At 36.0% G+C, this 14617-nt stretch carries 13 protein-coding genes, 1 tRNA gene and 1 pseudogene; 9 read left to right on the top strand and 6 right to left on the bottom strand.

The window, feature by feature from the left end:
- The first annotated feature begins 49 nt into the window (after nucleotides 1-49).
- Entirely contained in the window at nucleotides 50-637 is a 588-nt protein-coding gene (cobU, locus tag HGD76_RS08815; RefSeq protein WP_168632456.1) for a bifunctional adenosylcobinamide kinase/adenosylcobinamide-phosphate guanylyltransferase, read from the top strand.
- 316 nt (nucleotides 638-953) lie between these two features.
- Nucleotides 954-1331 (top strand): hypothetical protein, encoded by a 378-nt coding sequence (locus HGD76_RS08820; RefSeq protein WP_015080556.1) that lies wholly within the window; start codon nucleotides 954-956, stop codon nucleotides 1329-1331.
- Nucleotides 1332-1339: 8 nt separating this feature from the next.
- Here HGD76_RS08820 and HGD76_RS08825 read toward each other — a convergent pair whose 3' ends face one another.
- Complete coding sequence (locus HGD76_RS08825; RefSeq protein WP_168695561.1) at nucleotides 1340-4393, bottom strand: Eco57I restriction-modification methylase domain-containing protein; 3054 nt, start codon at nucleotides 4391-4393, stop codon at nucleotides 1340-1342.
- Nucleotides 4394-4422: 29 nt separating this feature from the next.
- A complete protein-coding gene (locus HGD76_RS08830) occupies nucleotides 4423-5664 on the bottom strand; it encodes a glycosyltransferase family protein (protein ID WP_168695562.1) in 1242 nt (413 codons plus the stop codon).
- Between the two features lie 258 nt (nucleotides 5665-5922).
- Between HGD76_RS08830 and HGD76_RS08835 the strand changes: the two genes are divergently transcribed.
- The 3 genes from HGD76_RS08835 to HGD76_RS08845 all read left to right on the top strand — a co-directional run bounded on the left by HGD76_RS08835 (nucleotide 5923) and on the right by HGD76_RS08845 (nucleotide 7532).
- Complete coding sequence (locus HGD76_RS08835) at nucleotides 5923-6069, top strand: hypothetical protein (RefSeq protein ID WP_158310534.1); 147 nt, start codon at nucleotides 5923-5925, stop codon at nucleotides 6067-6069.
- A 787-nt stretch (nucleotides 6070-6856) separates the two neighbouring features.
- A complete protein-coding gene (locus HGD76_RS24845; protein WP_210967749.1) occupies nucleotides 6857-7138 on the top strand; it encodes a hypothetical protein in 282 nt (93 codons plus the stop codon).
- A 112-nt stretch (nucleotides 7139-7250) separates the two neighbouring features.
- Complete coding sequence (locus tag HGD76_RS08845; RefSeq protein ID WP_210967750.1) at nucleotides 7251-7532, top strand: Cas5 family CRISPR-associated protein; 282 nt, start codon at nucleotides 7251-7253, stop codon at nucleotides 7530-7532.
- A gap of 382 nt (nucleotides 7533-7914) precedes the next feature.
- On the opposite strand, the gene HGD76_RS08850 is transcribed toward HGD76_RS08845, so the two are convergent.
- A complete protein-coding gene (locus HGD76_RS08850) occupies nucleotides 7915-8202 on the bottom strand; it encodes a hypothetical protein (protein ID WP_168694543.1) in 288 nt (95 codons plus the stop codon).
- 29 nt (nucleotides 8203-8231) lie between these two features.
- Here HGD76_RS08850 and HGD76_RS08855 point away from each other — a divergent pair, with 29 nt between their 5' ends.
- From HGD76_RS08855 to HGD76_RS25290, 3 genes are all read left to right on the top strand, one after another.
- Nucleotides 8232-8606, top strand: a complete 375-nt coding sequence (locus HGD76_RS08855; protein ID WP_168695563.1) for a hypothetical protein — start codon at nucleotides 8232-8234, stop codon at nucleotides 8604-8606.
- A gap of 105 nt (nucleotides 8607-8711) precedes the next feature.
- On the top strand, nucleotides 8712-10322 hold the full coding sequence (locus HGD76_RS25285; protein WP_233467127.1) for a CHAT domain-containing protein: 1611 nt from the start codon (nucleotides 8712-8714) through the stop codon (nucleotides 10320-10322).
- Entirely contained in the window at nucleotides 10306-11589 is a 1284-nt protein-coding gene (locus tag HGD76_RS25290; RefSeq protein WP_233467129.1) for a GUN4 domain-containing protein, read from the top strand. Before HGD76_RS25285 ends, HGD76_RS25290 begins: the two co-directional genes overlap by 17 nt.
- Nucleotides 11590-11684: 95 nt before the next feature.
- Here the strand turns inward: HGD76_RS25290 and HGD76_RS25295 are convergent.
- Both HGD76_RS25295 and HGD76_RS08870 read right to left on the bottom strand, forming a co-directional pair.
- Nucleotides 11685-11921 (bottom strand): annotated as a pseudogene (locus tag HGD76_RS25295) (TniQ family protein); the annotation flags it as partial.
- Nucleotides 11922-12670: 749 nt separating this feature from the next.
- Nucleotides 12671-12743, bottom strand: a tRNA-Ala gene (locus tag HGD76_RS08870).
- Between the two features lie 422 nt (nucleotides 12744-13165).
- Between HGD76_RS08870 and HGD76_RS08875 the strand changes: the two genes are divergently transcribed.
- Nucleotides 13166-14176, top strand: a complete 1011-nt coding sequence (locus tag HGD76_RS08875; RefSeq protein WP_148764036.1) for a class I SAM-dependent methyltransferase — start codon at nucleotides 13166-13168, stop codon at nucleotides 14174-14176.
- A gap of 53 nt (nucleotides 14177-14229) precedes the next feature.
- Here the strand turns inward: HGD76_RS08875 and HGD76_RS08880 are convergent, their stop codons facing one another.
- Nucleotides 14230-14589 (bottom strand): rhodanese-like domain-containing protein, encoded by a 360-nt coding sequence (locus HGD76_RS08880; RefSeq protein WP_015080560.1) that lies wholly within the window; start codon nucleotides 14587-14589, stop codon nucleotides 14230-14232.
- Nucleotides 14590-14617 lie beyond the last annotated feature (28 nt).

A 14617-nucleotide genomic window follows, 5' to 3' on the forward strand; every position in this document is an offset into this window, starting at 1 on the left:
TTGATTTAACTCGTGTATTCTTTCTGTTTAAATATTATATGATCAAATGATGAGTAAAGTGATTTTGGTGACTGGTGCAGCCCGTTCTGGTAAAAGTGAATGGGCGGAAGATTTGGCGATAAATTCCGGCAAAACTGTAGTGTACATCGCCACGGCTACACAAAATCCAGATGATCAGGAATGGCTTGCACGGATTCAAAAACATCAACAACGTCGTCCTCAAGATTGGATAACTCTGTCTGTACCTGTGGAACTGACTGCTGCGTTGGCTCAATCTCAGCCTAATACTTGCCTGTTGGTTGATTCTTTGGGAACTTGGGTGGCTAATTTTCTCGAAGATGAAGATTTAGTTTGGGAAAATACTGTGAGGGAGTTCCTGGAAATTCTGCCGTTAGTTGCGGCTGAGGTGATATTTGTGGCAGAAGAAACTGGTTGGGGTGTAGTTCCAGCTTATCCTATGGGGCGCAAATTCCGCGATCGCTTGGGTGCATTAGTTCGACAGTTAGGGACAATTTGTGAACCTGTTTATTTGGTTACGGGTGGTCATGTTCTGAATTTGAGTTTATTAGGTGTACCGTTACCAGCAAAGAATAGGACATTAAATCTTCAGACATCTATTGACATTTCTTCACAATAGGTTCATTATATTAAATATATACGAGAGTTTTGTAGTTAGTTAATTTAAAGTCAATAAATATTTTGAGTAACTATAATGGTTCCGAATAGACTTGAATGGCTACAAAGAAAATAAACCTTTCTTTTTGAAAACTTGGTAGTTCTAGAGAAAATTTGCGTATTGAACTCGTTGACAGACAATCAAGAGCCTGAGAACATAATTCTAAGGCATATAGGATACCACCTTCACTAACTCAGTTGGTGATGTTGTACTAGATATTCACGACATCTCAGATGTCGGGGAATGTCCCGGTTAAAAGTATCAGTTAACCCATGCCATGTTTGACATATTGCCTTTTCGCGTTGAATTAGATACAGTTGCCATCGCTGGAGCTTGTTTATGGGCTTTAGCATTATATTTGAGTTTTTCCCAAGTTAGAGAATGGGTAACGACACAACTCAATCGCTGGTTCAATTTTGCTGAACAGTCCCTTTATACCAGTCAGTCAGAATTTGAAAAGACACGCAAAGCCAGAGAAGCGCAAAATTCCTTCTATGCTTCACTATTTAGCATTTTCCCGTTTTTAATATTTGGTGGTTTATCTAACTGGATTTTAGATATCAGTTTAGGTAATAGTTGGGGAATTAGCATTGGGATACTTGCTTGTATGGGTGCTGGTGTTTATGAACTAGGACGCAGACAAGGGGAAGAGTAAATTTAAGTTTATGTACTTTGAATACTTTCAATCATAGTTATTTCTGCATCAGTTAATTCATAGAGTTCATAAACTAATTGATTGATTTGTCTATCAGTAGCTTGTATTTGTTGCTGAATCATTCTTTTGGCTGGGGGTGTGTTTGCTTGATTGAGTTGTTGATGAAGATAAAGCATTTGTTGTACTAAATTAACAATTAAATCATGTTTTTGCTTTTCTGAAATTTGAGAATTATCAATAATTTTAATAGGAAGATTGCGAATAAACCGAGATTCAAAACTATAGTAACCACCTCTCATTGATGTAGATGATTTTTTGAGATAAAATTCTAGAACTTGACTATTTAACAATCCTAAAATGTATTCCCATGAATAAATAGATTTAACTAAAATTCCATATCCTCCAGCGACACCACCCGTAAAAAATATCTCCCCTGTTTTATCCCATGTAAATGATGAACCAGTCGCAATATCAGGAGTAAATATTTTTGGTAAAGCCATGACATTTAAAGCTTGAAATCTACTATATCCATACCAATTTTCTCCTAACATTTTACTATTTTCTCTACTTTCTAAATAATCTTTATTATCTAGTAAATAATTCCGGGTTAAAGGATATTCTTTTTCAAAGGTATTCATAGAAATTAATTCCATTGAACCATTATTTTTAAGCATATAGGGAAAAATAATCAACTTATTAGTTTTAGACAAATAATATCTTTTACTATCACCACCTTTAATCAAAGGATGTAGTAAATTAGATTCTAACCAGTATGCTATTTGTTTTTCTTTTGAAAAAACCTGGATTAAATTATCTTCCCGTGATAATTCTTCGACGATATATATTTTATCAGCACTGGTTTTAATTCCTTGAAAAATCCTTTCTGTTACATCTTCTAGTCTAGATTTAATTTGTTGTAATTTTGCAAATAAATTAGCATCTTCTCCCAAAATAAAATTCCATGCTAACCCAGAAGCTAACGAATGATTAATAATTCCTGTTTGACTATTATGATTATTTTTCCAATCTATTAAATCAGTAACTCTTTCCATTTCTAAATCAGATTGTTGTGATTTTCTCAAGAAAAGCAAACAAGTATAAGTTGAAACTTTTGGAAACACTTGTTGATCTCCAAAATGCACTATTTTATGAAGATATTTACCTTCAGCAATTAATTTTCTGATAGATTCCCCATATTGAGCATTAAAAAACTTATGGGGTAAAATAAAACCTAAATAGCCATCTTTTCTTAATAGCTCTAATCCCTTTTCCACAAAGACAACATAAATATCATAGTTTCCCTTACTAGCAGAAACATACTGTTGTTTATAAAATTCAACTTCTAAAGCAGCCCATTCTTTTAAAGCTTGGATTCTAATATAGGGAGGATTACCAATAACTACATCAAAACCACCTCGTTTCATAATAACAGAAAAAGCCGATTTCCAGTCAAAAATATTAACTCTATAAGCCGTATTTTCGTCTAAAAAATTTAATTGAGTATGTTGATAAAATTCTGCGTCTATCAAGGTATTACCACACTGAATATTATAATCTAAATCAGGTAAAGCCCTTTCCTTAAATAGCTGTAATTGTCTGCTAATTGTTTCTCCTGATTCTCCTTCTAATACCTTTAATAACAAAGATAGTTTAGTTGTTTCTACCGCTTGTTGATCAATATCAACACCATAAATATGAGTTAATAAAATTTGCTTTCTCTCACTTGCGGTTAAACGCCATTGATGATCTGAAATTTGATAGAATTTATTTTTGTATTTCTTGGGATTTTGCAGATATTGTTCTAAATACCAATCTAGGAGAAATTGATAGGCCACAATTAAAAAAGAACCCGAACCACAAGCAGGATCAAGAATTGTTATATCTTGGATTTTATCTGGTTTCTTATTTTTTAAAACCTTACCAATAGTTTGTTTAATAATATAATCAACAATATAACTAGGAGTATAATAAACACCTCCAGCTTTTCTTACTTCCGGTTTATCTTCAATAACTGCTTGACGACTTGCAGATATTTGAATGACTTTACCTAAAAATTGTTCATACACTTGTCCTAAAATTTCCACAGGAATCACAGAAAATTCATAAGGACTTTCTGGAGGATAGAGTTTTCTAATAATTAATGTTAAAATAGCATCATCTATAGTTAAATTCAAAGTAAAATCATCAGGATTTTCTCGTCTTTTTTCACCTTGAAAATGGAATAAACCCGAATTATAGCGATAATCTGCATTGATAAATAACCGCCCTAATTCTTGATAAAAATTTTCAAACTTTAATAAATTATATAACTGTTGATAAGGTTCAATTCCTCTATCTTCACAAATGCGTAAAAAGACAATTCTATTAATCGTCATTTGGACAGCAAAATTTAACTCTCTTTGTTCAATTTGGGGATTTCTCCAAACAATATTAGCAGCTAAATTTTCTCGCCAAATTTCAATTTCTTGGAGAAATTTTTGATCAACAGTAATCCCAGCTTTAACTTTAGTTTCCGCAAATCTTTCTAAAGAACCATTTAAGACAGATTCCTTAGAAAAAAGATCATAAATCTCTTGCCATTTTTCCACATATTTTGTATAATTAAAATGTTTGATTCTCGCTATCAATGGAGAATCATTTTTATTTGGCATAATTCGACAATCATAAACTGCAAATTCTTCAAAATCTGTTAAAATGCTTAAAGGTAATTTTGCAGACCAGCCATAACGTCTGACTTGAAAGGCTGCACTCATATTATTACCAACATTAACAGCGGGTTTTTTCGCTTCCACAAAAAACTTTCTGACTCCACCAACCCAAAAACTATAATCAGGTGCTTTGGCTTTGTTTGCGTCGCTAATTTTTAAAGAATCTTCATGAACAACGTCTTTATAAATATCAGAAATTTGTCGTTCATTATTAATATCCCACCCTAAAGCAGCAAAGAAAGGATTGATAAATTCAATTCTAGTTTGTGTTTCATTAATTCCCCCTGCACGATACAATTCTATCGAAGAGTGAAAATGTTCAACAAGTTTAATAATGGTATCAGGTGCTTTCATATTTGAAAAAATGTTAGTTTTATATAAATCTATAATAACTCTTTTTTGACCAAAATTGCCAACTTTTCCGCAGCCCCACCTTCACCCCTAACACTGCGTAACTTATCCCGAATAGCTGCTAATTTTTCGGGATTTTCTAACAAATCTAAAACCATTTTCCCCACAGTTTCGGGTTGCAATTTACCTACCAATTCTGGAACAATTTCTGCTTGCGCCCAAATATTCGGCCAAGCTAACAAACCCTTATTTTTTATCATCCACCAATTAATTAATTTAGCAAAACTAGAACCTACTCCCGGTAAATTTGCTAATATTCCTGGTAAACCATCCCAAGAACGCATAGCATCTAATTGTTGAGTTGGTAATAGGACAATCATCGGGACAGCTAATGCACCTAATTCTGCGGTATTTGCACCAACTGTAGTCAAACAAATAGAACATTGAGATAATAAATGATAAGCGGGATTTTCTGATTTTAATGCTACTATTAAACCTGTAGAAGTCACCAAATTATCACCTATTAAATCAGCACCTTGAAAGTTAAAAGCTTTAGCCAATGGGTTATTTTCAGGTTTAGCAAAATCAGCTAAAGTTGATAGATCTAAAGTTGGTGCAACAGGAATAAAAAACTTTGTTTGGGGTAATTTACTGTGAATATATTCAGCAATAGCTAAAGTTAAAGGTACACCTTGGGTTAATTTTGCTGCTTTTGAACCTGGTAAAATGCCAATAATGTTAATTTGGGATTTGGGATTTTCAATTTTAGATGTTATTTCATTCTCTGCTGCTTCTAACATTAAATCACCAACAACAGTGAATTTATCTATATATTTAGGAGAAACATTTTTCGCAACTTGAACTTTCATAATTGCAAATTTATCTATAAAATTGTGCCAACGCGCTGACCATTCGGCGTAAACTACTGTTTTATATCCTAACTTCTTACCAATAATAACGGGAAAAAGTTGATCACCACCTAAAAATACCACTGCACCTTGATTTCTCCAATCCCAATTTTCTGCGGTTTTTCCCCATAGTAAAAATTGCCAAAAATCTGCTGCTGCTTGAACTCTATCAACCTCTGGGTAGCCCAACGCTATAGCAGCTTCTTTTCCACTAGCATGGGGACAAGGTGATAATATTACAGAAATTCTTACTTGAGAAATATCATGTCCTAATTGTTCTCTCAATGCTTTGACAACAGGACGTACCCAAGTTGTAACTTCTCCTGGTCCATTGGAAAGAATGAGAATATCTACCGATGAAGTCATTTAATTATTACCTGATAAGTTATAAAATTCAATTATACCGATATAATGAATGAAGAGAATAAAACAGAATCTAGAAGTGAGCATCTCAATTAAATCTAGTAACCGGGTATCTAAAGTTTTGTATCATAGTTAATTAAATTAATAACAAAATCAAATAACAATGTATCATGGTGGTTAGTAGTGTAAATGTTTAATGCTTTCCTTGCTGTTTTCAAAGGGTATCAGGTAAGCTACGCCCTGATTTACCAATAGCAGAATGTGGAAGCTTTAACGGGTAAACTTAGTTGGGTAATACTGATGTCTAAGGAAAAAAAAGGTAATAAAGAAACTAAAAAGCCTAAGAAAGATGCCAAGGACAAAAAAGAGAAAAAAGACCCAAACAGATATGATGGTTTAGGCAAGTAAGAAATAGCAAGCAAATTCCTGAGAATTTCTTGTAGGGTATAACAAGGGTTTTAGGCTCACAGATTAATGGAATTATCCGTGTAGATAGATGGATAATTCCATATTTTCGCTCAATGATCATCATAAGTTACAGATGCTTTTTTACAGGGCTGTTTTTGAGTGATTTTAGTGTTATCGTACCAGTTTTAACAGATATCAAACCATTGATTTATCAAGGTTTTAGGTTTATATGGTTAACTCCACGCTAATGATTAAACCCTAAGAGGTTGTTTGAAAAGTATTAGATGAAACCAACAATCTCCGAAACCTAACCCCCCTTCCCCCCTTCCCTACAAGGGAATGGGGGTTTCAAAGCCTCTCCCCGCGTCGGGGAGAGGTTTGGAGAGGGGTTTATTGATACATTAAAAACTTTTCAAACATCCTCTAAATAAACTTCAACTCTAATTATGTGACTTTACCCATAACTTTGCCGCTACTGGAAGCATAACTTTGCCGTCAACAACATTATAACCCTCATTCTTGCGTCAGCTAATTTTGGATGAAACTGACAGTTTGGAATCATAACTTTGCCGCTAGTCCAAATTGGAAGGATAAGCTTGCCGTGAGTCCATTTAAGCATAGTAAGCTGGAAAGCGGAGATTTCTTATAGAATGGAGCAGAAGCGGTTCGTGCTGGTATGGCATAGAAACTTTCATCCATCTGTAAATTTCCATCTATGACAGCAGTATTAATTCAGAGTGAGGAATAATTTAACCAATTATTTTACAATCGAGAAGGATTCATATTTATGGCGGAGAATAGTGAAGAAGATAAGAATTATCTGATTTTTATTAAGGTATTTCAGCAAGCGATGAAAGGAAACTTTGCTAAAATGTATGCCAAAGCAGAAGCAGGAAAAGACCCTCCAATTAAGAAGAAGGTTGAACGATTAAAAGCAGAGCTAAACAATTGTTATGATGAATTGTCTTTTAAGGAATATTTATCAGATTTTTTAGTGAGAGGGGGATTAAATAGGTATTTTAATCAGCATCAAGAAGAAGTTTCACTACTTATTAAAAAAACACCTTGACAAGAATTAAGAATTTGGTCTTTGTTGGCGATCGCTAGTTATAAACCCAAGGATAAACCCACCATTATTGATGATAGTTCATTACCAAACAATCAACAACTAGAAGAAATAGATGTTGTTATCTTTGGTAGGGGAAACAGATGTTTATCGCCACTGTGGGGTAGAATTGGCGATAGCGAAGCGCTCCGTAGGAATCGCTATGTTGTCTAGTCCCAAAAAGTCACAAATTTTGCGTCAAATGAGACGGTTTAAGAATGCTGATTTTAGCCATCCAGAGAATGTTATTCCCTGTTATCAAGAAATTTTGTCTAATCTAAAATGTTTGATTTGGGTTCGTTCTGAAGGGGAGAAGATACAACCAAGTTTAAGAGGTTGTTTGAAAAGTATCAGATGAAACCCATAATCTCCAAAAACCTAACCCCCCTGCCCCCCTTCCCTACCAGGGAATGGGGTTTTCAAAGCCTCTCCCCGCGTCGGGGAGAGGTTTGGAGAGGGGTCAATTTATACATTCAAAACTTTTCAAACATCCTCTAAGGGAGAGGATACAGTTAGCGTTTGACTATCCTGAGAGAGTAAAACGGTTTGGTTGTTTATTTTTGGGAGAAAGTGACAAGTTGATTAAAACGATCAAAATTGTTGCGGAAGATTATCTAAAAGGGGTGAGACGGTGGTCAATTAGGGATAATAGAGGTAAGTTAACTTTACCCTATTGGGTTGATCATGTGGGGTCAAGAAATACCCGATTTTTGAGGTATCGGATTGAGGAAATACCAAGTTCACCACCTCCTGATTTGGCGTGGACGATGATTCAATCTCCAAGTTGAAACCTCAGTTATTAGTGATTCGTGGCTTGATGCCGTTAGGCGATCGCCTAACGGCATTCCTACACTAACAAAGTGATTATTATATTTAGCTTCAATTACTGCCAGTGGTACACCGGGTTTGTAATACAGCACATAATCTCCTGCGACTGTTGATAAATGCGTAAGCAGCCGCAGGCATCGTGACAGAAAAAGCATTGCAGCTAATTGTCCTTTATTTGATGTACTATCAATATTTAGCAAATCACAATATATAGTTTAAAACATAGTATATGAGAAACTTTGAATTAGTAATTAGAGGCACAGGTGCTGAGGAAGCAGCAAAAGATTTAAACCAATTATTAGCAGACGTTGGCATATCAGGTACTCTAGATGTTCCTGATGAAGTAAAGCAAAAGACAAAAGCCGAGCCTATTGAGGCCATAATCCTTAGTTTTGTACTTAATGTTACAGCATCGGTTGTAGCAGACAGAATCAATGAGTTTATTCGCCAGCATGATCGCAGCCGCTCTAATAACACCAATATTGAGTATATAATCTTTAAAAATAAGAGTGAAAGAAAAAGAGAGCAAATTTCCTTCCCGCTTGATGACCCACAAAATACATCAGAAAAAGTTAATAAAGTTTTAGAAGATGAAGATTTTTAATTAATGTAAATTGCTAAAGGGGAGACAGAAAAGTTAGTCTCACCCCCTTATCACATAGGGATTATAAATAGGCCAAATTTGAAATACCAAAATGACTGACTGGAAATGCCAATTTTACATATAGACCTCAGAAAAATAGATAATAATTACGTTGAATTACGTTACTTTCGGGATAATCCTAATCAGTACGATTCCCGTCAGGTTTCCTTAAACGAAATACAACAACAAATTAATCTGATAAACAGGGACTATTACGAAGATTACAATATACAACCAGAAGATTATGCCAGAATAGGTCAGGTACTTTATAATTTCTTGGATGGGAGTGAACGTTTCCTTCAAAAAGCTATAGATGAGTATAGCCGTGATGGTCTTGTGCTTGCTATTGCTACATCCGAAGAACTAGCTCATCTACCTTGGGAAATTCTACATGATGGTAAAAAGTTTTTGGTAGAAAAAAAACCAGGTATTATTCTTCCATTACGATGGAACCCTGATAAGAGCAACCCATTAGAAGAACAGAATCAGCCAAAAAATAGTGCGCTGAATGTCTTGTTTATGGCGACTTCCCCAATAGATTCCAACTTACCAGAGCTAGATTTTGAAGAAGAAGAAGCACGCATTTTAAAGGCAACATCTGGCAAACCCTTATCTTTAATTGTAGAAGAAAGCGGTTGTCTGGAAGAAATGCATAGTTTGATTGAAACTTATTACCAGCGTAATTACTTTGATGTCTTTCATCTGACTGGTCATACAGGTGAAAAAGATGGAAATACCTACTTTATCACGGAAACAGAATTAGGAGAAAAAAAGTATAGCAGCGCAGAAGATATTGCTGAGGCACTGGGATTCCCAATGCCAAAATTGATTTTCCTCTGTGGCTGTCAGACCGGATATTCTCCACGCAAAGGGACAGTTCAATCAATGGCAGAAGCTCTATTAATGGAAGGAGCAAATGCTGTTCTAGGTTGGGGTAAGAAAGTTTCAGATAAAGATGCAACGGAAGCAGCAGCAAATTTATACGAAAAGTTATCAGGAGGGTATACAGTCATTGAAGCAATTGCCACAACTTACCGCACATTAATTAAAAATAAAGCAACAGGTTGGCACTTGTTGCGATTTTATGTGGCTAAAACTCTACCAGGACAATTAGTTGAAAGAGGACAAGAATCCATCCCTCGTAATTCTTTTACTACCGAGTTCTTCGACTCTGAAGGGAAAGTTAGAGTTGCTAATCGTGAGAGCTTTATTGGTCGTCGTCGTCAATTACAAAATTGCCTACGGAGTCTCAAAATATCTTCAAGCGAGATTGGTGTTTTAATTCACGGCATGGGAGGATTAGGCAAAAGTACCATTGCCGCTCGACTATGTGACCGATTATCTGGGCATAAGAAAATAGTTTGGTGGCGACAAATTGATGAACCTAGCTTAGTCAAGAAGTTGGCAGACCATCTCCAATCTCAAGAACAACGAACACTACTTAGAGGAAATCAAGAAGAACTAAAACAGCGATTAAAAAGAGCTTTCAATACTTTGGGGCGATCCGTTCTGGTATTTGATGACTTTGAATGGAATTTAAAACCTCGTGATCAAGGCTATGTTCTCAACCCTGATGCTGCTGAAGTATTGAGTGCTTTAATATGGGCAATTAGAAACCAAGAAAATATTACTCATCACCGTATTATTATCACATCTCGTTATGACTTTGAATTCTAATAATTTATCCAAAAGCTTCTATAAGCAACCATTAGAAAGCTTTCAAAACACTGATTTACAAAAGAAGCTAAACAAACTAAGCAACTTTAATTCTAATAACATTGATAAGGAGTTAATTGACCGAGCTTTAAGACTTGCTGATGGCAATCCTCGTTTATTGGAATGGTTAGATGGAGAAGTGCTATCACAGAGAGATGCAGATTCACAAATCCGTGAATTTGAATTTAACTCTGAAGGTTGGAGACAAAGGGTTATTTGGGAAAGAGAAGACACTGCTAGATTAAACATAGACCGGTCTATTGAGAGAATTGTCAGTAGATGCTTGGTATTTGAAATTCCTGTTCCTTTGTCAGCATTAGAAGCTGTTTGTCACTCTATTGATGATTCTAAACAACTCTTAAATAAAGCAATTGCACTAGGACTGATAGAAGTAAATTCGGAACGAGAAGAATCTAATCGACTTTATCGAGTTTCCCGCATCATACCTCACATTATTCCCAATATCCAACTGCCTGAAGCACCAAAAGTTTATTCTCTCTACCAAAAAGCTAATGAAAGCTTATATCAGTTATGGGGTAATGAAGAGAACCACAGCAAAGAAAAATGGCAAGAAATTTTTCGGTTGAAATTCGCCAATAGGGAAAATCCTGAACGATTCAGGCAAGGCTTTGCTCAGCTGTTGGCAGTTCAACATAACTCAGAAGCTGATCAAGTTTTTGAATTTAAATTGAGAAAATGTGCTGATGATTTGGTAGAAGATGGATTATGTGAAGTATTGGCAAATTATCTGAAGCAGAAACAGTGGCGAAAGGCAGACGAGGAAACAGCTTGGATTTTTTACCAAGTCATGGTTAAAGGAAAATATGAAGATTGGTACGATTTGTTAGATCAATTTCCCTGTGAAACTCTCAAGAAAATTGATCAACTCTGGCTTGACAATAGTAACAATACATTGGGTATTAGCATCCAGAGTAGAATTTACCAGAGTCTAAGTGGAGAGAAAAAATGGGAACAGTTTTGCGATCGGGTTTGGGGATCGGGAAAATCGTATAATGAGATAATCAGGGACATAGGGAAGAAGATGATACCAGGGGCATCATCAGGAACATCAGCATACTTACCAGTATCAATTTATACCAAGTATTATGTTAAAGGATTAGGAGACTGTGGGTGGGGAGTGGGAGTGGTGTTCGGAGAAGATATGGTGGTGGGGGTTGGGGACTTGGGGTGGGGTGGGGACTCTCTTCTCTCGCGCAGAGACTTGTAGAGTGTAGTTAACTCTTCTAAAACAGTGACTAACTTTGCTGTCATTTCTCGCATTCCGTTGATAGCTGGTTTAGCGTCGCTATTTCCCAATAGGTGACTTAGATTTTTTGACAATAGCTCAGATTTATCCTCATCTTTGAGAATAAGTGGCGCAATTTCTCCCATAACGAGCTTTTGAGAAGTTAAACAATGCGCTTGCGCTAAACGATGGAGATAACTACTAAGACTTTCTGTGTAGGGAGTTCCCACCGCCACAGGTTCAAGGGAAAATAACCGACTCCGTGGCGGGATTTCTGGAGGTTTTAGGCTCCAATGTTCTGAGTAAATAGTCATTCCTCTGGGATTCACCTCAACGCTGGTACTTTGGGTTTAAAAGCCTTTACCCCCCTTATGAAGGGGGGAAATAATAAAATCCAGTTCCCTCCCCTTAACAAGGGGAGGGTTAGGGAGGGGTAAAAATATTTGATACATCAATTATTTTTCAAACACCCTCTTAGAGAAGCGAATCGTGAACTTGAGTTTTGACACTCTCAGGGAAGACAGCCACTGAGATTCTACTGACAGAATTAAATTAAGAGTTTAGCTCAATCTAATCTCGCTGCGACCGTCAAACGCCGCCTAAACGCTCAAAACAACTGCCAATCAAGGTGTCGAAATTGCGCTTACTTTTATGGTTTTCAGTGTTTTTAGAATCCATCACTAAGCCAAGACGCGGTACGCTCCACAACCTGCCATTACTCGCTCTTTCAAGTCAATACTGCCGTTAGGACTTAAACCTAACCGTTGTTTCATAGGAGCCGGAATTTCTCCGTACTAGGATGCTTCAACACGTAGATGTTTTTTGTTCTTACTCACAATTTAATTCTAACATACCACAGGGATTAAAATCCCTCGTGCCGTTTCCCTCTCAGGTCTAAAGACGCGCTCGTTTCCCACTTACCGCGAGGTCTTATGAAGCTTAAAAATTACCCATGAATTGGAACCATAACTTTGCCAATTTCTATTGGAAGCATAAGTTTGCCGTCGCGGCAAAGTTATGGGTAAAGTCACAGAAAGCTAAACTTGAAAATATTATAATCTAATGGAGCTAAGCGGATTCGAACCGCTGACCCCCTCAATGCCATTGAGGTGCGCTACCAACTGCGCTATAACCCCGAAATTCCAATGCAGTAAGCTTTTTGGCTTATTGGTTAGTTCTTTTATTTGTCTCTTTTGTGATTATACATTAATCTATGTCAATTCAGTCAAGAAAGTTATATTAAGAAATATTAAGCAGCAAATTAACCTTGACACCGATAAACCAAAACAAAAAAAATAGATGTGGTTTTCAACCTAATTAATCTCCAACCGCCTAGAATCATGCTGGAGAACATGAAAAAAAGGCTAGTACCGCAGTGCGGAATTAAAAATTAAAAATTAAAAATTAAAAAAGCAGATTACACAAGCTTTTGTCAAATTTTTAATGGTTGATTGACTTACGCCATTGTGTACTAGGGAAATGTTTATTTGATAGCTGAATGCTGACAGTTACGCAATAGGACTGCTATAGTAATTTAATCATATTTTTGCAAATACTTATGGCAGCAAATAAATTCTTGAAAAATATCATTATTAAACTACTGACTGGGGGATCAAAACCAGAGTATGCTCCACAGACTAGTCAACTAACTTTAGCAGATGCGATCGCCAAAATTGACGGGCTTTTTGATTGTGAGGCTGTTTTAAAAGAATTTGATGCAGATGCTACCATATCTTACTACACCCAAAGCGAGTGGGGTTATCAAATCTATCACTCTGGACAAGATGCTATCCACATGGCATTAAACCCTGATGGTATATTTGACCCAGATGGTTATTATGCTCAACCACGAGTAGTTGCTGAACAAATTCATAAACTTGATGCCAAGACCGTTTTAGAATTAGGATGTGGTAAAGGATTTAATAGCTGTTTTTTAGCGCAGCAGTATCCAGAAGTACATTTCACCGGAATTGATTTAACACCATCGCATATTAAAATAGCACGTCGCAAAGCCGATAAATTTTCTAATCTATCTTTTCAAGAAGGTAACTTTAATCGCCTAAACTTTTTAGATCAATCCTTTGATATTGTTTTTGCCTTTGAGTGTTTATGTCACGCCTCTGAAGCAGAAACACCACTGGCAGAAATTTTTCGGGTGCTGCGTCCAGGTGGACAATTAATTATCTTCGATGGTTATCGTAAAATTAAGTTTACACAACTCCCTAAATTACTGCAAACCGCAACTCAACTTGTAGAAATATCAATGGCAGTTCGTCATGGATTTTCAGAAATTAATGATTGGAATGCTATCGTCCAATCAATTGGCTTTCAAATTCAAACTATTGAAGATATTTCTTTAGCAATTCAGCCGACATTATTAAAATTACAAAAATTATCCTGGAAACTTTTTTCCTTGTCTTGGCAAGTCAAAATACTTATTTATTTGTTACCTAAATATTTAATTAGAAATTCAATCGCTGGTCTTTTAATGCCTTTTACTGTCAGTCCTAAAGGGGAAGCTTTTGGATATTATAAATTAATCTTAGAACGACCTTTAGAAGAGAGTTAAACTCGATGAATTTGAACTTTGAGCGCAGATAATTCCTGCGCCCCTACAATTTCCTAATATTGTGGCACAGAAGGATCAACTAAAATCGAATAAGCAGAAATTCCACCCTTAATATTTTTAACATTTGTAAATCCTTGAGTAACTAACCACCCACACATCTGAGCAGAGCGGATACCATGATGACAGAGAACAAGAGTTTCTGCATGAATATCAAAGCGGATAGGCACTTGTTCACTCCATTGCTCATATTCACTCAAAGGAAGATTGACAAAACCATCTAGCCGTGATAAAGCAATTTCCTGGGGTTCACGCACATCTATTAACTGAAGCGTTCCTTCATTACTGGAAAGACGTTTGGCTAGTTCCTCAACAGTAATTTCGGAAAAGGGTTGATCAAATGATGTATTTGTCATGCAGTTTTTCTAAAAAATCCTATACTAT

It is taken from the genome of Dolichospermum flos-aquae CCAP 1403/13F (assembly GCF_012516395.1).
GTDB lineage: Bacteria > Cyanobacteriota > Cyanobacteriia > Cyanobacteriales > Nostocaceae > Dolichospermum > Dolichospermum lemmermannii.

Coding starts and splice junctions, on each gene's coding strand:
- cobU (WP_168632456.1), top strand. CDS start 50: ATGAGTAAAGTGATTTTGGTGACTGGTGCAGCCCGTTCTGGTAAAAGT.
- HGD76_RS08820 (WP_015080556.1), top strand. CDS start 954: ATGTTTGACATATTGCCTTTTCGCGTTGAATTAGATACAGTTGCCATC.
- HGD76_RS08825 (WP_168695561.1), bottom strand. CDS start 4,393: ATGAAAGCACCTGATACCATTATTAAACTTGTTGAACATTTTCACTCT.
- HGD76_RS08830 (WP_168695562.1), bottom strand. CDS start 5,664: ATGACTTCATCGGTAGATATTCTCATTCTTTCCAATGGACCAGGAGAA.
- HGD76_RS24845 (WP_210967749.1), top strand. CDS start 6,857: ATGGCGGAGAATAGTGAAGAAGATAAGAATTATCTGATTTTTATTAAG.
- HGD76_RS08845 (WP_210967750.1), top strand. CDS start 7,251: ATGTTGTTATCTTTGGTAGGGGAAACAGATGTTTATCGCCACTGTGGG.
- HGD76_RS08855 (WP_168695563.1), top strand. CDS start 8,232: ATGAGAAACTTTGAATTAGTAATTAGAGGCACAGGTGCTGAGGAAGCA.
- HGD76_RS25285 (WP_233467127.1), top strand. CDS start 8,712: ATGCCAATTTTACATATAGACCTCAGAAAAATAGATAATAATTACGTT.
- HGD76_RS25290 (WP_233467129.1), top strand. CDS start 10,306: ATGACTTTGAATTCTAATAATTTATCCAAAAGCTTCTATAAGCAACCA.
- HGD76_RS08875 (WP_148764036.1), top strand. CDS start 13,166: ATGGCAGCAAATAAATTCTTGAAAAATATCATTATTAAACTACTGACT.
- HGD76_RS08880 (WP_015080560.1), bottom strand. CDS start 14,589: ATGACAAATACATCATTTGATCAACCCTTTTCCGAAATTACTGTTGAG.